The sequence below is a fragment of the Streptomyces sp. NPDC104106 genome (genome assembly GCF_055584345.1).
This window is the reverse complement of the sequence record NZ_JBVJMF010000007.1, coordinates 414184-434092: the sequence shown is the minus strand read 5'-3', so window position 1 is coordinate 434092 and position 19909 is coordinate 414184. Positions and strand designations below refer to the sequence as shown.

General features: G+C 71.3%; 18 protein-coding genes and 3 pseudogenes. 15 read left to right on the top strand and 6 right to left on the bottom strand.

Annotated features, from left to right (window positions below):
- Positions 1-114 precede the first annotated feature (114 nt).
- The 5 genes and pseudogenes from ACZ60X_RS19945 (at position 115) to ACZ60X_RS19925 (ending at position 6024) form a co-directional block, all read left to right on the top strand.
- Positions 115-1074: an ATP-binding protein gene (locus ACZ60X_RS19945; RefSeq protein ID WP_469599983.1), complete on the top strand. Its 960-nt coding sequence runs from the start codon at positions 115-117 to the stop codon at positions 1072-1074.
- Positions 1075-1126: 52 nt separating this feature from the next.
- The gene (locus tag ACZ60X_RS19940; RefSeq protein WP_469599981.1) at positions 1127-1519 is read left to right on the top strand and encodes an SCO5389 family protein; all 393 of its coding nucleotides are present in this window, start codon (positions 1127-1129) and stop codon (positions 1517-1519) included.
- A gap of 333 nt (positions 1520-1852) precedes the next feature.
- A pseudogene (locus ACZ60X_RS19935) lies at positions 1853-2875 on the top strand (GTP-binding protein); the annotation flags it as partial.
- 343 nt (positions 2876-3218) lie between these two features.
- Complete coding sequence (locus ACZ60X_RS19930) at positions 3219-4088, top strand: trypsin-like serine peptidase (RefSeq protein ID WP_469599978.1); 870 nt, start codon at positions 3219-3221, stop codon at positions 4086-4088.
- A 436-nt stretch (positions 4089-4524) separates the two neighbouring features.
- A complete protein-coding gene (locus ACZ60X_RS19925; protein ID WP_469599976.1) occupies positions 4525-6024 on the top strand; it encodes a DEAD/DEAH box helicase in 1500 nt (499 codons plus the stop codon).
- 154 nt (positions 6025-6178) lie between these two features.
- On the opposite strand, the gene ACZ60X_RS19920 is transcribed toward ACZ60X_RS19925, so the two are convergent.
- Together ACZ60X_RS19920 and ACZ60X_RS19915 are read right to left on the bottom strand one after the other, a co-directional pair.
- A complete protein-coding gene (locus ACZ60X_RS19920) occupies positions 6179-6553 on the bottom strand; it encodes a hypothetical protein (protein ID WP_469599974.1) in 375 nt (124 codons plus the stop codon).
- 185 nt (positions 6554-6738) lie between these two features.
- Positions 6739-7506, bottom strand: coding sequence for a DUF4389 domain-containing protein (locus tag ACZ60X_RS19915; RefSeq protein WP_469599972.1), 768 nt, complete (start codon positions 7504-7506; stop codon positions 6739-6741).
- A gap of 258 nt (positions 7507-7764) precedes the next feature.
- On the opposite strand from ACZ60X_RS19915, the gene ACZ60X_RS19910 reads away from it, so the two are divergent.
- On the top strand, positions 7765-9582 hold the full coding sequence (locus tag ACZ60X_RS19910) for a glycoside hydrolase family 15 protein (protein WP_469600071.1): 1818 nt from the start codon (positions 7765-7767) through the stop codon (positions 9580-9582).
- Between the two features lie 46 nt (positions 9583-9628).
- Here the strand turns inward: ACZ60X_RS19910 and ACZ60X_RS19905 are convergent, their stop codons facing one another.
- Entirely contained in the window at positions 9629-10468 is an 840-nt protein-coding gene (locus ACZ60X_RS19905; RefSeq protein ID WP_469599970.1) for an SDR family oxidoreductase, read from the bottom strand.
- Positions 10469-10923: 455 nt separating this feature from the next.
- Here ACZ60X_RS19905 and ACZ60X_RS19900 point away from each other — a divergent pair, with 455 nt between their 5' ends.
- The 9 genes and pseudogenes from ACZ60X_RS19900 (at position 10924) to ACZ60X_RS19860 (ending at position 16683) form a co-directional block, all read left to right on the top strand.
- Entirely contained in the window at positions 10924-11151 is a 228-nt protein-coding gene (locus ACZ60X_RS19900; protein ID WP_469599968.1) for a ferredoxin, read from the top strand.
- Positions 11148-12539, top strand: coding sequence for an NAD(P)/FAD-dependent oxidoreductase (locus ACZ60X_RS19895; RefSeq protein WP_469599966.1), 1392 nt, complete (start codon positions 11148-11150; stop codon positions 12537-12539). Before ACZ60X_RS19900 ends, ACZ60X_RS19895 begins: the two co-directional genes overlap by 4 nt.
- Before the next feature lie 13 nt (positions 12540-12552).
- Positions 12553-13773 carry a cytochrome P450 gene (locus ACZ60X_RS19890; protein WP_469599964.1) on the top strand — a complete coding sequence of 407 codons (1221 nt, stop codon included), beginning with the start codon at positions 12553-12555 and terminating at the stop codon, positions 13771-13773.
- 113 nt (positions 13774-13886) lie between these two features.
- A pseudogene (locus ACZ60X_RS19885) lies at positions 13887-14009 on the top strand (GAP family protein); the annotation flags it as partial.
- 91 nt (positions 14010-14100) lie between these two features.
- A pseudogene (locus tag ACZ60X_RS19880) lies at positions 14101-14460 on the top strand (zinc-binding dehydrogenase); the annotation flags it as partial.
- A gap of 502 nt (positions 14461-14962) precedes the next feature.
- Complete coding sequence (locus ACZ60X_RS19875; protein ID WP_469599962.1) at positions 14963-15301, top strand: helix-turn-helix domain-containing protein; 339 nt, start codon at positions 14963-14965, stop codon at positions 15299-15301.
- Positions 15302-15531: 230 nt separating this feature from the next.
- Positions 15532-15735, top strand: coding sequence for a cold-shock protein (locus tag ACZ60X_RS19870; RefSeq protein ID WP_030736617.1), 204 nt, complete (start codon positions 15532-15534; stop codon positions 15733-15735).
- A 312-nt stretch (positions 15736-16047) separates the two neighbouring features.
- Entirely contained in the window at positions 16048-16335 is a 288-nt protein-coding gene (locus tag ACZ60X_RS19865; RefSeq protein WP_469599960.1) for an SCO5918 family protein, read from the top strand.
- A 222-nt stretch (positions 16336-16557) separates the two neighbouring features.
- Positions 16558-16683 (top strand): hypothetical protein, encoded by a 126-nt coding sequence (locus tag ACZ60X_RS19860; RefSeq protein ID WP_469600074.1) that lies wholly within the window; start codon positions 16558-16560, stop codon positions 16681-16683.
- Between the two features lie 37 nt (positions 16684-16720).
- On the opposite strand, the gene ACZ60X_RS19855 is transcribed toward ACZ60X_RS19860, so the two are convergent.
- The 3 genes from ACZ60X_RS19855 to ACZ60X_RS19845 form a co-directional block, all read right to left on the bottom strand.
- Positions 16721-17362 (bottom strand): hypothetical protein, encoded by a 642-nt coding sequence (locus tag ACZ60X_RS19855; RefSeq protein WP_469599958.1) that lies wholly within the window; start codon positions 17360-17362, stop codon positions 16721-16723.
- Between the two features lie 253 nt (positions 17363-17615).
- Entirely contained in the window at positions 17616-18752 is a 1137-nt protein-coding gene (locus tag ACZ60X_RS19850) for a sugar ABC transporter substrate-binding protein (RefSeq protein ID WP_469599956.1), read from the bottom strand.
- An 82-nt stretch (positions 18753-18834) separates the two neighbouring features.
- The gene (locus ACZ60X_RS19845; RefSeq protein ID WP_469599954.1) at positions 18835-19656 is read right to left on the bottom strand and encodes a TrmB family transcriptional regulator; all 822 of its coding nucleotides are present in this window, start codon (positions 19654-19656) and stop codon (positions 18835-18837) included.
- Positions 19657-19909: the final 253 nt, after the last annotated feature.

Below are 19909 nucleotides of genomic sequence, written 5' to 3'. Positions count from 1 at the left end.
GCCCTAACTACCGGGCGCTATCGATCAGTTGGCGCTGCGGCGATTTGACAGCGCCCCGCCGCGCCGCCAGCCTACGCTCATGACATTCATTTTCACCACGGAGGGTGGCTAGCCATGCGTGTCGCCTTCGTCGGCAAGGGCGGCAGCGGCAAGACGACCCTGTCGGCCCTCTTCTCCCATCACCTGGCGCACTCGGGAGCGCCGGTCGTCGCGATCGACGGCGACATCAACCAGCATCTGGCGTACGCCCTCGGGCTCGCGGAGGACGAGCCCTTCTCGGCGCCACCGCTCAGCGCGCGCACGGGAGAGATCAAGGACTACCTCCGGGGCACGAACCCGCGCATCACCTCCGCCGCCGCCATGGCCAAGACCACCCCGCCCGGCCGCGGCTCCCGGCTGCTGCGGCTGCTCGGCGACGACGAGGTCCACGGCCCCCACGTCCGAGAGGTCGGCGGCGTGCCGCTCATGGTCACCGGCGCCTTCGAGGAGAGCGACCTCGGAGTGGCCTGCTACCACTCCAAGCTCGGTGCGGTCGAGCTGTACCTCAACCACCTCGTGGACGGCCCCGGCGAGTACGTCGTCGTCGACATGACCGCCGGCGCCGACGCCTTCGCCTCCGGCCTGTTCACCCGCTTCGACATGACGTTCCTGATCGTGGAACCGACCCGCAAGAGCGTCTCCGTGTACCGCCAGTACCGGGACCACGCGGACGGGTTCGGCGTCCCCCTCGCCGTTGTCGGCAACAAGGTCACCGGCGAGGACGACCTGCTCTTCCTCAAGGAGCACGTCGGCGACGACCTGCTCGCCCACTGCGAGCAGTCCTCCTACGTGCGCGCCCAGGAACAGGGCCGCGCCCACGGCGAGCTGGAACCGCACAACAACCGCACCCTGGACCTGCTGCGCGCGGCCGTGGACTCCCGTACCAAGGACTGGACGGCCTTCCAGAAGCACGCCGTGGACTTCCACCTGCGCAACGCCGCGGCGTGGGCCGACGCGGCCACCGGCCAGGACCTCGCCGCCCAGATCGACCCGGACTTCCGGCACGGCCCCACGGCACTGGCCGCCGTCGTCTGAACCCCACCCCCGTCAAGAGCAGAACGACAGAAACAGAACAGGACAGCCCTTCATGTCACTCGACGTCTCCCCGCAGCTGCTCGCCGAAGCCGAGAACGGCGAGGTACGGGAGCGGGACTTCGTGGAAACGGTGCGTACCTCCCTGCCGTACGCCTACGACCTCGTCGCCCGCCTCGCCGAGGAACTGCGTTCCGGCACCGCCGAGTTCGCCGACAACCAGACGCCGCCGCCCTCCGAGCGGGAACGCGGCCAGCTCCTGCGCGCCCTGTCCAGCGACGCCATCCGGGGCAGCCTGGAACGCCACTTCGGCATCGCCCTCGCCTTCCAGAACTGCCACCGCGTCGCCGCCTTCCACCCCGAGGCACGCGGCGGCGAGGCCCACAGCCGCTTCACCTCGCTTCGGGCGCAGATCCTCAACCAGTCACCGGAGTTCCGCGACTGCTGAACCGCGGACGGCGGGGTCGGTGGATCGCGACCGCGTTCCTCGGGGGTCGTACGCCCGGCCAGGACATGGAAACGTCGCCCGAAGGAGCTCCCGCATGTCCACCGCCCCCGCCTCCCGCTCCCCCGGCCGTTCGCGAGGATCGCACTGGTCACCGCGACGGCCACCCTGACGGCCGTGACGGCGACCGCCTGCTCGACCTCCTCCTCGCCCACCGGCGACACCGCCGCGACCGGCAGTGGCAGTCCGCCGGCTCGCCGGTCGGCCTGTCCACGGTCTACCGCACCCGCACCGCCCTGGCCGCCGCCGGCCGGGCCGACACGGTCCGCGACACCCCTGGTGCGGGGCGGCGAGGCGGCCCTGTCGCGTACCGAGGAACGCCTGGTCGAGATGACCAACGGATGTATCTGCTGCACTCTGCGCGACGACCTGCTTCAGGAGGTCGTCCGGCTGGCCCGCGAGGGCCGCTTCGACTACCTGCTCATCGAGTCGTCCGGCATCTCCGAACCCATGCCGGTCGCCGCGACCTTCGCGGTCGCCCGCGACGACGGCGCCACCCTCGGCGAGATCGCCCGCCTGGACACCATGGTCACGGTCGTGGACGCCGCGAACTTCCTGCCCGAGCTGGTGAGCGGCGACGAACTCGCCGGGCGCGGCCTGGACCAGTACGCGGAGGACGAACGCACCGTCAGCGACCTGCTGATGGACCAGGTCGAGTTCGCGGACGTCATCGTCCTCAACAAGACCGACCTCGTCGACGAGGAAGCGGCGGACCGGCTGCGGGCGACGCTCACCCGCCTCAACCCGGCCGCACGTGTCGTCCCGGCCGTCCACGGCCGGGTGAGGGTCGGGGACGTACTGGGCACCCGTCTGTTCGACCTGGACCGCGCCCAACAGGCCCCCGGCTGGGTGAGGGAACTGGGCGGCGACCACGTCCCCGAGACGGAGGAGTACGGCATCTCCTCGACCGTCTTCCGCGCCGAACCGCCCTTCCATCCGGAACGGTTGTGGACGTTCGTGACCGAGGATCTCGACAGCGGTGCGTACGGGCAGGTCCTGCGCTCCAAGGGGTTCTTCACGCTCGCCGGCCGCCCCCGGGTGACGGGTCTGTGGTCGCAGGCCGGCTCCGTCGCCCGCTTCGAGGCCTCCGCCGCCCGCGACACCGACGGCCCGGGCGGCCAGGAACTGGTCTTCATCGGCACGCACCTGGACGCGGACGCACTGCACGCCGCCCTGACCGGCTGCCTCATGGCCGACCACGAGAGCCTGCCGGGCGCGGACCCGTTCCCCGCCTGGGACACCTACGGCACCGACGAGACGTGCGAGCACGAGCATCCCGGACTCCTGGCGGGTGCCTGAGGACGCCGATCCGGCAGACGCCATGGAAGGCGGCCACGGTGTCCAGGGCCGTTGGCTCGTCCGAGCCGCGCCGCCAGGGGCCTGCCGGGTGGCCGAAGCGGACCGGGATGCCGGTGGCGAGAGTGGTGATGGTGAACGCGCCGTGGGCGGCCGTCTCGCCTGACCGTGGTGACCAGCGCGTCCCGGACGCCTTCCGCGCCGTGGTCGCCGGGCGGGCGCAGGAGCACGACGTAGCGATGGGACGCTCGACCGGGGTGCCGATGGCCGATCCGGACGGTGGATTGTGACGGGAGCCTCCCGTGGGGCGCCTCCCGGATCCCCGGCCCGCGTCGATAATCACCTTGTGCGCTCGCTAGCCAGGAAATCCATCCTGCCCCTGACGCTGGTCATCGTCGGGACGGCCACAGTGGTGAGCGACGCCGCGGTAAGGACCCCCACGGCCGGAAGCAGCGGGCGCAGCGGTTTCGGCAAGTCCGGCGGGCCCGGCCGGTCCCCGCAGAGCCAGGACCAGGATCTCCCCGCGACGGCGTCGGCCAAGGACGGCGACGCGTACACCCCCCGCAGGACCGAGGAGAACGCCCGGATCGGCGCGGTCTTCGAGAAGGACGACCAGGGCGGCCACTTCTGCACCGCGAGCGTGGTGCGGAGTCCGGGCCGGAACATGCTGATCACCGCGGCCCACTGCGCCTTCGACGCCGACTCCGGACAGCCGCTGAACGACCTGCTCTTCGCCCCCGGCTACCGCAACGGCGACGAACCCAGCGGCCTGTGGAAGGTCAGCAAGGTGGTCGTCGACGACCGCTGGGCCACGTCGCAGAACGAGGACCTCGACGTCGCCTTCCTCGTCCTGGACCAGAAGGACGGCAAGGACATCCAGGACGTCCTGGGCGGCAACACCCTCGGCATAAACCGCGGCTTCGACAACAAGGTCAAGATCACCGGCTATCCCACCGGCCGTGACACCCCGGTCTCGTGCCAGAACCGCACCACGAAGTTCAGCGACACCCAGCTGCGCATCGAGTGCACCGGCCTCAAGAACGGGACCAGCGGCAGCCCCTGGCTCGCCGGCTACGACCCCAAGAGCCACACCGGCACGGTCATCGGCGTCCTGGGCGGCCACGAGGGCGGCGGTGACCAGGACGACGTCTCCTACGCCGCGTACTTCGACGACGACGTCGCCAAGCTCTACCAGCGCGCCGAGCACGAGGACTGAGCCCGGACCACACGCGGAATTCGCGACGTACGACACATATTCCTGCGGCCACAGGCGGTGCGGAATCATTTACCACGCACGGCCGACATCGACGTGCTATGGTCGTTGCCAGTTACAGGTGTGGTTGCCGGAATCTTTTTCTCCGGCTGATCGACGCGGTGACACGAAATGTGCACAAAGTGCACGACTTCGGCCTCGGCGAGCTGCTGAAGGGCCGGACGGGCCCGACGGCCGAGAACACCGTTCTCGCCTGACGCACCGCACTGACGTATATTTTGCAGCTGGGGCCCGCACCTTGGGGTGCGGGCCCCAGCTCGATTTCTATTCCCAGGGTAATTCAGCCCTGTCGTTTTTCGGCCCGTTCTCGCGATTCTCTGCGCTGCTCGCTCTGCTGCGGAAATCCCTTGATACGTGCCCGCATCGAGGAAGGTTCCGCATGAACCGCGCCCGCTCCACTCGCGCACGTACCAATCGCGCCCACGACCGCACCGGAGGAAGTGCGGCCGCCGGCCGCTCCGGTGCTCCGCGCCGCTCCAGCGGTCACGGAAACCGACAGCCCGAGCAGGGCGAGTTCGCGCTGCCGAAGACGGTCACGCCCGCGCTGCCCGCTGTCGAGTCGTTCGCCGATCTCGCCATGCCGGCTCCGTTGCTGGCCGTGCTCGGCCAGGAAGGCGTGACCGAACCGTTCCCCATCCAGGCGGCGACCCTGCCGAACTCCCTGGCCGGCCGTGACGTACTCGGTCGCGGCCGCACCGGGTCGGGCAAGACCCTCGCCTTCGGCCTCGCGGTCCTGGCCCGTACGGCGGGCCGGCGCGCCGAGCCGCGCCGGCCGCTGGCCCTGGTCCTCGTCCCCACCCGTGAGCTGGCCCAGCAGGTCACCGACGCGCTCGCTCCCTACGCCCGCGCCGTGAGCCTGCGGCTGGCGACCGTCGTCGGCGGAATGTCCATCGGCAGGCAGGCCGGTGCGCTCCGCGCCGGCGCGGAGGTGGTCGTCGCGACGCCCGGTCGGCTCAAGGACCTCATCGACCGGGGCGACTGCCGGCTCACCGACGTCGGCGTCACGGTCCTCGACGAGGCCGACCAGATGACCGACATGGGCTTCATGCCCCAGGTCACCGCCCTGCTCGACCAGGTGCGCACCGGGGGGCAGCGGTTGTTGTTCTCGGCGACCCTGGACCGCAACGTCGACCTGCTGGTCCGCCGCTACCTGAGCGACCCGGTGGTTCACTCCGTCGACCCGTCGGCCGGCGCCGTGACCACGATGGAGCACCACGTGCTCTACGTGCGCGAAGCGGACAAGCACCGCACGACGACCGAGATCGCGGCCAGGGACGGCCGGGTCATCATGTTCCTGGACACCAAGCACGCCGTGGACCGGCTGACCAAGCACCTGCTGAACAGCGGTGTCCGTGCCGCGGCCCTGCACGGTGGCCGGTCCCAGCCGCAGCGCACCCGGACCCTGACGCAGTTCAAGGACGGTCACGTCACCGTTCTGGTGGCCACCAACGTCGCGGCGCGCGGCATCCACGTCGACAGCCTCGACCTGGTCGTCAACGTGGACCCGCCCAGCGACCACAAGGACTATCTGCACCGTGGCGGTCGTACGGCCCGCGCCGGGGAGTCCGGCAGCGTCGTCACCCTCGTGACCCCCGACCAGCGCCGCGGCATGACCCGGCTGATGGCCTCGGCCGGCATCACCCCGCGCATCACCACCGTCCGCTCGGGCGAGGCGGAGCTGAGCCGCATCACGGGCGCCCAGGCGCCCTCCGGCGTCCCGGTGGTCATCACCGTGCCCGTCGCGGAGAGCCCCCGCCGCGCGTCGTCACCGTCCCGGGGCCGTCGGGGTCGCCGGGGCCGCGCCGGTCAGGGCCGGCCCGCCGGCACGGGGGAGCGCCGCAGCGCCCAGCGGCGGCCCGCCGGCGACCCGGCTGCCTGAGACCGGCGCGGTTCCCGGCACCCTGACGAGGACCGGGGTGCCGGCCGCGGTGAGGGACGTCGGGCCGGAGCCCGTCACGGATGAGTCCGTCACCCTCGGCGGGCGCCGCCCCGCTCGCAAACCCCCGGCCGGGCGACGGCGGGCGGACGGCGTCTCACCCGTCTGAGTAACTGAGGTCGCCCACGGTCCATGCGCTGACGTCCTTGATCGCGACTCGGTACATGCCGCCCGTCTCCGGCATACCGATGCTGCCCTGCAGGATCCGGGCGAGATGGAAGTGCAGATGCGTGGGCGGCTCGCCGCGACCGGGCCGGTTCCCTCGTGGTCCGCGCGCGAAGACGTCCGAGAACGGGCCGAGACGGTCCGAGTCCTTCAGGACCTCCGCCACCCGCTCCCGCCACACGGCCTCGGGGGCCAGCCGGCCGGTGATGACGGCACCGCCGACGACCACCGTCAGCGACATCTGATTGCTTCGCTCGGACTCCACCGCGGCGGAGATGGCGACGAGCAGCTCATCAGGGTTCGACATGTCTGCAGAGCTTATGCGGCCCGCCCGTGACCGCGCCCCCCGCGGGGCCGAAGTCACCGCGCGCCGGGCCGGGTGGCGGAGGCGGATCGATGGGCGTCGTCCTTCGCAGGGGGAGGTGCCGGCCGGTCGGCCGGGACACCACTGCGGGGACCGGTGCCCGGCAGGAAGCCCACGAAAGTGTTCGTCTACGGGCCGTCACCGGCCGTGGCCGACGGCGAGCCGGTCAGCCGGTCGTCGGTCGCCGGTTCGCGGGATACTGCCGGCTCGGTGCCGCCGACGTCGATCCGCAGGGGCGGATACTCGTCCGTCATCAGCGCCACGTAGGCCAGCAGGCGCAGGATCCAGCGGTCGAAGCCGACGATCGGGCCGAAGAGGCGTCTGGGGTAGCGGCCGGTGAACAGCAGGATGGCCGCAGGCCCGACGAAGCACGAGACCACGGCGGCGCACACCACCAGCAGCCACAGGATGCCGCCCCACCACTGGGCCGCGAGGAAGACCAGCGAGGACAGGCCGAGGAGCAGGAAGTGCGGCAGGGGCAGCAACCACGACTTCACCAGCACCAGGCCGCGTGACAGCCGCTCGGGATAGGCGATCTCCACGCGTGCCGGGTACCCGGGCACCGCCCCCAGGCTGAACGGCGGATAGCGGTCGGTGGCGAGCGTCCCGGAGAAGTAGTAGGCCACGCGCCACGTCCAGCGCAGCACGCCCGTGGTGAAGGCGAACAGCACACGCGGGTAGCGGCCGGTGCACAGGATCGCGACGAAGGCGATCGCGCTGGCCGCGGCGAACAGCACCCACAGTGCCGTCAGCGCCACGTGGTGGGGGACGAGCAGGACCGGCTTCACCAGCCACAGCCAGCGCGACAGGGGCTCGTCCAGTTCGGCCTCGACCGTCACCGAGCGGTAGGGCTTCCGGTTCGCCGCCCGGCCCGGCAGATGGCGCCGAGTCCGCATACCTCCAGTGTCCCGCCGCCGGTCCCGTCCGGCACGGCGTGCTGGAGAGCACCTCACCCGACGTGTCCGGACCGCCGCGCCGAGGCCGGCGGGCGCGGCGCGGACCCCCACGGCTGCCGTCCGGGTCGCCCCACTCGCTCGTCCGCAGGCGACTTGCGGGGCGGGCCGTGGTCCCTGGTACTCGCGCCGCATCCCGTGGCAGCCGCGTCGTACCGGGCGGACAGTGGAATGGAGGGGCATCAGGGAAGCGAGATGATCATGGACCGTTACCCGCCCATCGCCGACCACGGACTCGTCGGCGACCTGCAGACCGCTGCGCTGGTGTCGTCCCGGGGCGTGGTCGACTGGTTCGCGGCTCCCCGGTTCGACTCGCCCAGTGTCTTCGCCGCCCTGCTCGACCACGACCGCGGCGGCTACTTCCTGTTCGCGCCGGAAAGCCGGACCACCACCTGCAAGCAGCTCTACTACCCCGACACCGCGGTCCTGGTGACGCGGTTCATGTCGCCCGACGGGGTCGGCGAGGTCTTCGACTGCATGCCACCGGACCGCACCGGCACCCCCACCGACAGCCATGTGCTGATACGCGGCGTACGAGCGGTGCGCGGAACGGTGCGCTTCACTCTGGAGTGCCGTCCGCGCTTCGACTACGGCCGGGCCACCCACCGTCTCGACCTGCGGGACGGTACCGCCACGTTCCGGGCGCCGAACGTCACGGCCTGTCTGCAAGGCACCTTCCCCCTGCGGCAGGACGGCACCGACGTGCGCGGTGAGGTGACCCTGAGGGCGGGTGAGCTGGCCGCGGCGGTGTTCACCGTCGGCGGCCCGGGTGACGACCCCCCGCCACCGGTCACCCCGGACCGGGCGATGGACCGGTTCTGGGACGTGGTGGAGTTCTGGCAGCGCTGGGTGCGCTCCTCGCGGTACCGCGGCCGGTGGCCGGGGGTGGTGCACCGCTCGGCCATCACGCTCAAGCTGCTCACCTACGCGCCCACAGGCGCCCCCGTCGCCGCCGCGACCATGGGCCTGCCCGAGCAGATCGGCGGCGAACGCAACTGGGACTACCGCTACACCTGGGTCCGTGACGGCTCCCTGTCCGTGCGTGCCCTCCTCGACCTGGGGTTCGCCGAGGAGGCGGCGCGGTTCACGCGCTGGATGGGGGACCGCCTCCGGGCCCGGGAGGGCGTCGATGGCGAGCCGCTGCAGATCATGTACCGCGTCGACGGAGATCCCGATGTGCCGGAAGAGGATCTCCCGCACCTCGAGGGCTACCGGGGTTCGTATCCGGTGCGGCTGGGGAACGCGGCGGCCGATCAGTTGCAGCTGGACATCTACGGGGAGGCGCTCTACGCCCTGTCCGAGGGCCGCGAGGTCACCATGGAAGGCAGCTACCACGGCTGGAAGAACGTCGCGCGCACACTGGACTGGCTCGCCGACTCCTGGGACCGCCCCGACGAGGGCATCTGGGAAACCCGCGGCGGACGCCAGGACTTCACCTTCAGCCGGATCATGGCGTGGGTGGCCTTCGACCGGGGGCTGCGCCTGGCGAGGGAACAGAGCCGTCCGGCGGACGCTCCCCGGTGGACCGCGGCCCGCGACGCGATCCTCGAACAGGTGATGGAGCGGGGCTGGAACGAGAAGGAACAGGCCCTCGTCCAGCACTACGGAAGCGATGTCCTCGACGCGTCGCTGCTGCTCGTTCCGCGCGTCGGGTTCCTGGCGCCCAGGACGTCGAGCTGGCTGTCGACCCTGGACGCGATGGAGCGCACGCTGGTGTCGGACAGCCTCGTCTACCGCTACGACCCCGCGGCCTCCCCGGACGGTCTGCAGGGCTCCGAGGGCACCTTCAGCCTCTGCACCTTCCTCTACGTGGACGCTCTCGCCCGCGCCGGACGGACCCGTCCCGCGCGCTACGCCTTCGAGAAGATGCAGACCTACGCCAACCACGTCGGCCTGTTCGCCGAGGAGATCGGCCCCAGCGGCGAGCAGTTGGGCAATTTCCCGCAGGCGTTCACGCATCTGGCGCTGATCATGGCCGCCACCACCCTGGACGACGCCCTCGACCGGCAGCGCGACTGAGCACCACGCCGCGTACCGCCGTCCGGGCCCAAGGACGCGCAGCGGCTCAGCCGCCGGTGGCGAATCCGGGGAAGAGGGTCATGCCGCCGTCCACGAAGACAGTGGTGCCGACCACGTAGTCCATGAGGTCCGAGGCGAGCGCGACGGCCGCGCGGGCGATGTCCTCGGGATCGCCGACGCGACCGTAGGGAATCAGCCGCAACAGGTCCTTCTCGGCATCGGGGGAGTCCCAGGCGCTGCGGTTGATGGGCGTCCTGATGGCTCCCGGAGCGATGGCGTTGACCCTGATCCTGCGGGGCGCCAGCTCCTGGGCGAGCGTCTCCATCATCATCTGCACGCCGCCCTTGGAGGCCGCGTAGTTGACGTGGCCGGCCCAGGGGATGACCTGGTGCACCGAACTCATGCAGATGATCTTCCCGGCGGCTCGCGACACCTCGGGGACGACCCCCCGCCTCAGGAACTCCTTGGTCGCCTCACGCGCGCACAGGAACTGGCCGGTGAGGTTGACGTCCAGCACCTTCTGCCACTGGGCCGTCGTCATCTCGGTGAACGCCGCGTCGCGTTGCAGCCCGGCGTTGGCCACGAGGATGTCGATGGTCCCGAAGTCCCGCACCATCCGTTCGGTCATCGCGACGACCTGGTCCTCCTGGGACACGTCGGCCTCGTACGCCATCGCGCGCACCCCGAACCCGGAGATCTCCTCGACGACCTTCTCGGCCTCCTCGCGTCCGGCGACGTAGTTCACGACCACGTCGGCTCCGGCGCGCCCCAGGCCGATGGCCGTCGCCTTGCCGATGCCCGAGTTCGCGCCGGTGACGAGGGCCTTCTGGCCCTTCAGCAGATGCGCGGGAATGACGCCCCGAGGGCCTCCCTGAGACACGCTCACGCCGGTTCTCCTCCTCGACTGGCCGTCCGCACGGCCTCGTGCCGGTCCGGTCGGCCTCTGCCGACACCGAACCACCCGGGAGCCCGGGCCACACCCCGAGCGGGGGCGGGTTGCGCCGATCGGTCGAACGCGGCCGGGCCGCAGGGTGGTTGTGGCGGGGATGCGGCTCGGGCGCCGATCGGCACAGCCGCCCTTTCCCCGCATGCGGGCGGTATGTGCGCGGGATAGGCTTTTCCCCAGGAACGTCAGGATCTCCGGGCGGTGTTCACCCGCCCGTCGCCTTGGACGAGACAGCCAGTTCCTCCTGCGGCGACCCGACGAGCGCGGTGCACCTCCGCGCGGTCCGCGGAGGTGGCGACGGGCCACATCCCTTCTCTCTCTCGCCGTCTCGTGCCTTGCGCGCCGAAGTGGCGCCGGCTTCGGGCCCGCAGCCTGCAATCCCCGTGGAGGCCGGGATGAGAGTTGTCGTCGATCTTTCCCGATGTGAGGGGTACGCGCAGTGCGCCTTCCTGGCTCCGGACGCGTTCCGGATGCACGGCGAGGAAGCGCTGATGTACGACCCGAACGCCGACGACGCCCGGCGCGACCAGGTGCTGCGTGCCGCGGCGGCCTGCCCGGTCCAGGCGATCCTGGTCGACCGGCTGGAGGGACGGGACGCACCCGCGCAGGCGGCGGCGCCATGACCAGCGCCGACAATCTGCAGGCGTTCAAGCGCGAGGGCCGCATCGTGGTCGTCGGGGCGTCCCTGGCGGGGCTGCGTGCCGCCGAGGCGCTGCGCGACGAGGGTTTCACCGGATCACTGACCATGATCGGCGACGAGGTGGGCGAGCCCTACGACCGGCCTCCCCTGTCCAAGCAGGTACTGACCGGGTGGGTGCCGGCCGGGAACACCAAGCTGCCGCGCCGTCGCGAGATCGACGCGGAGTGGCTGCTGGGCGTGCCCGCCGGCGGACTGGACCTGGCGACCAACCGGGTGCGTCTCGCGGACGGACGCGAGGTCCCCTTCGACCGGGTGCTGATCTCCACCGGGGTCCGGGCCCGGCCCTGGTTCGTCGAGAGCGAGGCGGCCCTGGACGGGGTCTTCGTGGTGCGTACGCGCGAGCACGCCGAGGGCCTGCGGCGAGCCCTCGCCGCCGGACCCTCACGCGTCCTGGTCATCGGTGCGGGCTTCACCGGCTCCGAGATCGCCTCGGTCTGCCGCGAACGGGACATCCCGGTGACCGTCGCCGAACTCGCGCCGGCCCCGCTGGTCGGGGCGCTCGGTGCCATGATCGGCGAGGTCGCGGCGGACATGCAGCGCGCGCACGGCGTGGACCTGCGCTGCGGGGCCAAGGTGACCCGGCTGGAGGGCGACGCGCAGGGGCGGCTTCGGCGCGCTCACTTCGACGACGGCACCACCGTCGACGCCGACGTGGCGGTGGTGGCACTCGGGGGCATCCGCAACACCGAGTGGCTGCACGGCTCGGGACTTGCGGCGGGGGTCTGGGGAATCGCCTGCGACACGGGCTGCCGCGCCCTCGACCTCAACGGCCTGGTCACCGACGACGTCTTCGTCGCCGGAGACGTGGCCCGCTGCCCGAACCCGGTCTACGAGTACCGGCTCATCTCGCTGGAGCACTGGGCCAACGCCGTGGAGCAGGCCGAGGTCGCGGCGCACAACATGGTCAGCGGCCAGGCGGACCGCTGGCCCCACCTGTCCATCCCGCGGTTCTGGTCGATCCAGTTCGGGGTCAACATCAAGTCCGTCGGCGTACCGACCTTCGCCGACGAGGTGGTCGTCACGCAAGGGTCGGTGCCCGACCACCGCTTCGTCGCGGCATACGGCTACCGGGGCCGCGTCACCGCGGCGGTGAGCTTCAACAACGCGAAGTGGCTGGACCACTACCAGAGGCTCATCGAGACGGCCGCGCCCTTCCCGCCTCCCTGTCCCACGCCGGACCAGCCCGCCGACATGAAACCGGTGCCCGTGGACTTCCCCGGCCCCGTCCTGCTCGCCCAGGGCGCCACCGTGGTCGTCACCGGCCACGACCCGAGCGAGCGGCGCGTCACGGCCGCGTACCAGCACCGATAGGACGGAGGGCGAGATGACCACGACCGAGACGCCCGGCATGCTCCGCCGGATCCTCGACTACTCGTCCCGGGCCGACCCGTACCCGCTCTACGCCGAACTGCGCAAGACGCCCGTGGCCCAGCAGGAGGACGGCAGCTACGTCATCAGCACCTATCGCGAGATCACGGACATACTGCACAACCCACACCTGAGTTCGGACACCCGCAATCTCTCCCGCCCGGCGGCCGGGGCCGAGGAGCAGACCACGCCGGCGTTCATCAACCTCGACCCGCCCGAGCACGACCGCCTGCGCCGTATGGCGATGCGCCATTTCGGCCCCCCGCACACCCCGGGGCTGGTCACCGGCATGGAACCCGCCCTCACCACCACCGTCAGCGGCCTGATCGACGACTTCGCGGGCAAGGAACGGATCGACATCGTCGACGACTTCGCCTACCCGTTCCCCGTCACCGTGATCTGCCACCTGCTCGGCGTGCCCCGCGAGGACGAACCGAGGTTCCACCTGTGGGTGAACGACATCATCGACTCGATCGACTACGACCCGAAGACCGATCCGAAGGAAAAGCTGGACAACGGCGTGCGGGCCCGCAAGGACCTGCGCCAGTACCTCGGCGGGCTGCTGGCGCAACGCCACGGCGGGCAGGGCGACGACCTGCTGTCACGGCTGGCCAACGATGACGGGCCCGACGGGCGGATGACCGACGAGGAGATCATCTCCACCGCCAACCTGCTGCTGATCGCCGGCCACGAGACCACCGTCAACCTCATCACCAACGGCATGCTGACGCTGCTGCGCCACCCGCGGGTGCTGGAGCGCCTGCGCCGCGAACCGGACCTCGTCGTACCGCTGGTCGAGGAACTGCTGCGGTACGAGCCACCCGTGCACATCATTCCCTGGCGGGCGGCGTACAGCGACATCACCGTCGCCGGCACCGACATACCCAGGGGTTCGCAGATCATGCTCATGCTGGCCTCGGGCAGCCGCGATCCGAACCGCTTCCACGATCCGGACCGCTTCGACCCCGACCGGCGGGACAACCAGCACCTCGGGTTCGGCAGCGGCATCCACCTGTGCTTCGGCGGCCCGCTGGCCCGGCGGGAGACCCAGATCGCGCTGACCGAACTGGTACGCCGCCTCGAGGAGCCCAGGCTGGTCACCGACCCGCCGCCGTACCGGCGCAGCCCCGTTCTCCGCGGTCCGGTCCATCTGCACGTCGAGCAGGGCGCGGGGTGACGCCGCCGCGTAGCGCCTCGCACGAGGTCGTGCTCCCCGGAGACCACCATGGGACATGCCGTCGGTGATGTGCTCGGCCTGGCGGCGGTGTCGCGATCAGCCCGCTGCCCGTCGTGGCGATCATCCTCGTCCCCGCCACCCCGCAAGGGCGCCTGAACGGCACCCTGTTCGCCATCGGCCGGCTCCTCGGCCTGGCCGCCCTCGGAGCGATCATGCTGGCGGTGGGCGGCCCCGGTGGAGCGTCCGCGCACGAACACCCCGCCACCTGGGTGGGCGGCCTCAAGCGGGCACTGGGTGACGGCCTCCCCGGATGGATTTCTCCGGTGCATCGCCCGCGTCAAGGAGCTGACCGGCGGCATCGGGGCGGATTCGGTGCTGGAGTGCGTCGGCACCGCCGAGTCCATGCGGCAGGCCCTGCACTCGGCGCGGCCCGGTGGCAACGTCGGCTTCGTCGGTGTCCCGCACGAGGTGGCGGTCGACGGCCAGGAGCTGTTCTTCTCCCAGGTCGGCCTGCGCGGCGGCCCCGCCCGCGTCCGCCGCTACCTGCCCGACCTGATCGACCGGGTCCTGTCGGGCCGGATCGACCCGGGCAAGGTCTTCGACCTGACCCTGCCCCTGGAGCAGGTCGCCGAGGGATACCGGGCGATGGACGAGCGCCGCGCCGTCAAGGCCCTGCTGGAGCCCTGACGGCCGACCCGTCACCGCCCGCCACGTCCCTGCCCCGCACAGAGAGAGCAAGCGCATGCCTTCCGCGTCCGGGACAGCCCCCGGCAAGCTCCCCCTCGCCGGTGGCCTCATCGCGGCCCGCACCCTGCTGCCCTGATCGCTCTCGCCGTCCGCGGTACCTCGATCACACCGCGGCTCGTGGCCCAGCGCACCGCTCCGCTCCCCGGGCGCGGTGAGGAGCGTGCCGGAGCACCGGCCCGCCGCTGAGCACCGGCCGCGTCACGACACCGACGGGCGAACACGGTGATCCGGCGCGGGGCGCATGGCCGTCCGGCGTGCGGCGGCCGGCGCGGAGCGTACGGCATGGCTGATGCCGCGGCCCGTGGAAATCTGTCGTGGCGGGGCCAGGTCTCCCCGGCCGGCGGAGTTAGGGTTGCTGTACGCGGCAGATGGCGACGAGTCGTCGGAGCGCGGGTGCCACGCACGCCCCGCCGTCCCCGCCGCGCCCCGAGACGAAGGTGCCATGCCCGCCGAGAACGCCCCAGTCGCCAACAACCTCGACGACGACGACTACCCCGCCTACACCATGGGGCGGGCGGCGGACGTTCTCGGTACGACTCCCGCTTTCCTGCGGGCCGTCGGCGAAGCCGGGCTCATCACGCCCCTGCGTTCGGACGGCGGCCACCGACGGTACTCGCGCCGGCAGCTGCGCGTCGCCGCCCGCGCCCGGGAGCTGGTCGACCAGGGCACGCCCGTCGAGGCCGCCTGCCGCATCATCTCGCTGGAGGACCAGCTCGACCACGCCCTGCGCCTGAACCGGGAAATGCGCCGCAGACGGGACGAGGTCGACACGGATACCTAGTCCCGCCGATACAGAATTACGGGCCGCGGCGGAACGAGAATTACGACGGCACCCCGAAAAACGGATGGGTGCCGTCGGCCGACCTGTGTTAGCGTGCTAGCAGTTGCAGTTTTGGTTGCCAGAGATCGTATTCTTTGCAGAGCTTTCCGGATCTTTCCGGAGGGGTGATCATCGCGGCGACCCGGTTCCGCAAGGTGCGGAGTCCGGCACTGCCCCAAGGGAGATTCAATATGGCATCTGGCACCGTGAAGTGGTTCAACGCGGAAAAGGGCTTCGGCTTCATCGAGCAGGACGGCGGCGGCGCTGACGTGTTCGCCCACTACTCGAACATCGCCACCACCGGCTTCCGCGAGCTTCAGGAAGGCCAGAAGGTGACCTTCGACGTCACGCAGGGCCAGAAGGGCCCGCAGGCCGAGAACATCGTTCCCGCCTGACACTGACGCGAAGCGCCCGACTCACATCGTCTGACGCGAATCGTCGCGAGCCCATGGCTCGCACATCATGAGGCTGGGGCCCGCGCTCTCGGGGTGCGGGCCCCAGCTCATTGGTTTTCCCGCTTTCCGGATTCACCGGACCGCCGACGCCCCGACCGCACCACGAAGCCGGGCCTTTCTTCTTTTCCCGGCTCATTCCCGCGAATCCTCGCGCGGCCGTAGCCGCCGTACGGCTTTCTCGACATGCCGCACAGGAGTTCGCCCTGCCGGTCATCCCTCACCGGCGTACTCCCCCGCCCCGTGGAGGCATCCATGCGCTGCGTCATCGCCCGTTTCCCCTTCGACCTGACCAAGAGTGAGGTCGAACAGTCCATGGCCGGTGTCACGCCCGAACCGGTCACCGGCGTGGCCGTGACCATCGGCCGCCGCGTCTACCCCGTGATGCAGGTCGGGGAAGTGATCACCAGGCAGAACCGCCGGGACTTCACCACGGGTGAGATGCGCCGGGCCCTGACCCGCCTCGGCTTCACCTGCCACACCGCGGCCCCGGTCGCGCCGGCCCGTGACACCCTGGCCGGCGAGGACGCGCTCGGCTGGTGACACCGGCCAGGCCGACGGCGGACGAGGGGGAGCCCGCCGGGCGCGCCTGACGGAAGGCCGCCAGGCGCGATGACAGCCAGGTGGCCTCCGCTCGCTGAAGACCGCGCCGGGCGAGCCCGACGCCCCCGTGCGGGGACGGCCACCTGTGCCCCGCCTTCCAAGGCGCCCACCCGGCACCCCGGCGCGATCGACCAGAGCCCCGCGTCGGCCCCGCCGGGCTGCGTGACACCGTCCGCCGGCACCCAGGTCCGCATCGCCGCCCAGGGCCCGCTGGCGTACCGCGTCCTCGGCGTCACCGACCAGGCCGGCCTGTTCACCACGGTCCGCGAGGCCCTGCGCCTGCGCTGACCGCCGCACGCCACCGTGCCGGTGCGGTGACGGGACGCTATCCGGTCCAGCCGGAGACCAGGTGCACTCCGGCGAGCGCGACGGCCAGGCCCGCGCCGAGGGCCGCCGCGAGCAGGGACCAGCGCGCGGCGCGCCGCGCGGCGGTGATCCCGTGGCGCGCCGGGCGGCGGCGCAGGTCGGCGCCGATGAGGCGGGGCAGGCGCCACAAATAGACGAGGACGTGTACGGCGGTCACGGCGATCCAGCAGACGAAGCTCGCCTTGTGCAGCAGGAGCACCGGAACCGGGCCGGTGTCTCGTCGGCCCAGCAGGGCCAGCGCCACACCGGTGCCGAGGACGGCGACGCTCGTGGCGACGACCAGGGGGCCGAGCAGGCGCGGCAGCGGGGCCGGCGGGCCCTTGAGGCGGTGGGCGGGCGATCCCCTGTGGTAGCGGTGGAACCGGTAGCCGGTCGATCCGAGCTTCAGGCAGACCGGGCCGGTCAGCAGCAGCCCGGTGAAGAAGTGCAGGGTGAGCAGCCGTCCGAGGAAGACGATGGTGACGCCCTCGACGGCGAACAGGACGAGCAGCACGGCACCGGTCGCCGCGGTCAGCCGCTCGTTGCCCTCCGGGCCGCCGGTCAGTGTGCCGGGCGGCCGGAGCGCGGCGTCCGTCGGTGTCCTGCCGCCGATCACGGTCACTCGTCCGTCCTCCTGGTGATCGGGCCCGGCCCGGCCCGGGTGGCCGTGCCGCGTCGCCCGCTCCCGCGCCGTGCGCCTGAGCGGCGGAAGTATGGACGACGTGGTTGAGAAAACGATCATCTCCGCCGGGACGGTGGCGGGCCCGGCGGCCGCTGCGGCTGGTCCGTCCGGGCCGGTCCCGCGACCGGAGCGCCACCGCCCTGCCAACTCGGCGGTCCACAGCCGGAGTTCGGCAACGACGCTACGGGGGCCGCTACTTCAGGCCGACGGCCGCGCAGTCCGCCGCGTACGCCGGGGTGCAGATGTCCTGGACGGTGTAGACGCCGTCCGCGATCACCGTCTGCCTGATGTCGTCTCTCGTGAGGGCCACCACCGGCACGAGCCTCGCGGGAATCTTCTTCGCCGTCGGGCTGTCGACCGTGTCGCGGGTCAGCGCGTCGAACCGGATGTCCTTGTCCTGCACCTTGTCCACCGCCATCTGCGCGGCGTCGGTGGCCTCGTCCAGGAACGACTTGTACACGGTCATGTACTGCTCGCCCGAGACGATCCGCTGCACGGCGTCCAGGTTGGCGTCCTGCCCGGTCACCGGCGGGATCCTGGTGGCGCCCGCCTCCTTCAGGGCGTCGATGACGGCGCCGGCCATGCCGTCGTTCGCCGCGTAGACGCCGGCGATGTTGTCCAGCCCGACCGACCGGATCGCCTTCTTCATGTTCGCCTTGGCGATCGCGGGCGACCACTTGTCGGTGTCGTACTGCTGGACGATGTCGACCTGGCCCTTGAGTTCGCCGAGCGCGCCCTCCTTGAAGCGGGCCGTGTTCGGGTCGGCGGGGTCGCCGTTCATCATGACGACCTTGCTGCCCGACGTCCTGGGGCCGAGCGCCTTGAGGAGGGCGCGGGCCTGCACCTGGCCGACGAGTTCGTTGTCGTGGGAGACGTACGCGTCGACGGGTCCCTCGGCGAGCCGGTCGTAGGCGATGACCGGTATGCCCGCGTCCTTGGCCTTCTGCACGTCCGGCGCGACGGCCTTGGCGTCCAGCGCGTCCACCAGGATGACGTCGACCTTCTGGGCCACCATCCGCTGGAACTGCCGGTTCTGCGTGGCCTGGCTCGCCTGGGCGTTGGCGTAGACGACCTTGCCCTTGCCGCGCGTGAGGGCGGCGACCTCCTTCGCGATGATGGGGTGGTCGAACTTCTCGAAGCGCGCCGTGTCCGTGTCGGGCAGGAGCAGCCCCACCGTGATGTCGTCACCCTTGGGGGAGGCGGAGCCGCCGCCGCTGCCGACCGCGTTCTGGACGGCGCCGCACGCGGTCAGCGTGAGGGCCGAGGCGGAGGCGGCCAGAGCGATCGCGAGGTGGCGTGTGGGGGTTCTGTGGGGGGTCGGAGCGTTCACTGCAGGTGCCTTCCGGATCAGGGAGCATCTGGGAACCCAGGTGTCGGAAGCCAACGCGGAAAGCACCGGGAACGTCAAGACGTCAGGACAAAAAGGGAGTTGAGGCGGCGGGCGTGGCACCGTCCCACACCGTGTGGAAGGCCAGGCGCAGGCAGCCGGCGAGGGCCGGGTGCTCGATGAAGAGGGTGGTGGTGGAGCCGGCCCCGGCCACCGGGTCGGGCATGTCGCACAGGACGAGGGAGGCGTCGGCGATGACGAGCTTCAGCGGCAGCGCGGGGGCGAAGCGGGCCTCCTCGCCGGCGGCGGCGAAGCGCTGTACGTGGTCGATCGTCTCGGGGTCGTCCAGGGCGGCGTCGAGGTAGATCGCCCGGACGGTGCCGCCCGCCCGGTGGAGCCTGCGGACCACCGCGATGCCCTCCGTGTTCTCGGCGGGGGCGACGAACGGCGGCTTGCAGAAGGTGAGCAGTTCACGGCGGGCCTGCCGCTGGATGTCGGCGAAGCGCTCGGCGATCGCCTTCGGGTCGCGCAGGATCTCGATGTAGTCCAGCGGGTCGGTGTGCTCCCGGCCCTGGGACCACAGCGGCTGCAGGACACCGGCGAGCCCCTGCGAGACCCGCTCCAGCCGGTCGACGGACTCCCGCTGCACGGCCATCAGCCGGGCGAGGGCCAGCTCGGGGGTGACGGCGGAGTACGTCGCCACGCGCCCGGGGTGGGCGGTGACCAGCTGGCGTCGTACGAGCGCGTCCAGCACGTCGTACACGCGCTGGCGCGGCACATCGGCCTCGCGGGCCGTCTCGGCGGCCGTGTAGGAACCACGCCTGATGAGGGCCAGGTAGACCCGTGCCTCGTACCGGGCGAGGCCCAGCGCCATCAGGTCGCCCACGGTTCTGTCGTCCAGCTCCATGGCTGCACAAGGTACCTGTCCTGGCCGAGGAGTTGAGGGAAAGGTTTTACCAACGCGCCCTGTTCTCTTCGGCAAATGGTCAATACCCTCGTTGCCCAGTCACCACTGACCAGGGTGGCACGACCAACAGCATGCCCGGAATCCGGCTCCTATTCGGCCACCCCCAACGGAAAGCGCTTGTCATGCCCACGACATCCCCCTGCGGGACGGGGCATCCGGCGGCGCGTCCGGCCGCCGACCGGGAGCCCACCCA

Bases quoted from the DNA above. Each gene is read 5' to 3' on its own strand.
- ACZ60X_RS19945 (WP_469599983.1), top strand. From the start codon at position 115: ATGCGTGTCGCCTTCGTCGGCAAGGGCGGCAGCGGCAAGACGACCCTG.
- ACZ60X_RS19940 (WP_469599981.1), top strand. From the start codon at position 1,127: ATGTCACTCGACGTCTCCCCGCAGCTGCTCGCCGAAGCCGAGAACGGC.
- ACZ60X_RS19925 (WP_469599976.1), top strand. From the start codon at position 4,525: ATGAACCGCGCCCGCTCCACTCGCGCACGTACCAATCGCGCCCACGAC.
- ACZ60X_RS19920 (WP_469599974.1), bottom strand. From the start codon at position 6,553: ATGTCGAACCCTGATGAGCTGCTCGTCGCCATCTCCGCCGCGGTGGAG.
- ACZ60X_RS19915 (WP_469599972.1), bottom strand. From the start codon at position 7,506: ATGCGGACTCGGCGCCATCTGCCGGGCCGGGCGGCGAACCGGAAGCCC.
- ACZ60X_RS19910 (WP_469600071.1), top strand. From the start codon at position 7,765: ATGGACCGTTACCCGCCCATCGCCGACCACGGACTCGTCGGCGACCTG.
- ACZ60X_RS19900 (WP_469599968.1), top strand. From the start codon at position 10,924: ATGAGAGTTGTCGTCGATCTTTCCCGATGTGAGGGGTACGCGCAGTGC.
- ACZ60X_RS19895 (WP_469599966.1), top strand. From the start codon at position 11,148: ATGACCAGCGCCGACAATCTGCAGGCGTTCAAGCGCGAGGGCCGCATC.
- ACZ60X_RS19890 (WP_469599964.1), top strand. From the start codon at position 12,553: ATGACCACGACCGAGACGCCCGGCATGCTCCGCCGGATCCTCGACTAC.
- ACZ60X_RS19875 (WP_469599962.1), top strand. From the start codon at position 14,963: ATGCCCGCCGAGAACGCCCCAGTCGCCAACAACCTCGACGACGACGAC.
- ACZ60X_RS19870 (WP_030736617.1), top strand. From the start codon at position 15,532: ATGGCATCTGGCACCGTGAAGTGGTTCAACGCGGAAAAGGGCTTCGGC.
- ACZ60X_RS19865 (WP_469599960.1), top strand. From the start codon at position 16,048: ATGCGCTGCGTCATCGCCCGTTTCCCCTTCGACCTGACCAAGAGTGAG.
- ACZ60X_RS19845 (WP_469599954.1), bottom strand. From the start codon at position 19,656: ATGGAGCTGGACGACAGAACCGTGGGCGACCTGATGGCGCTGGGCCTC.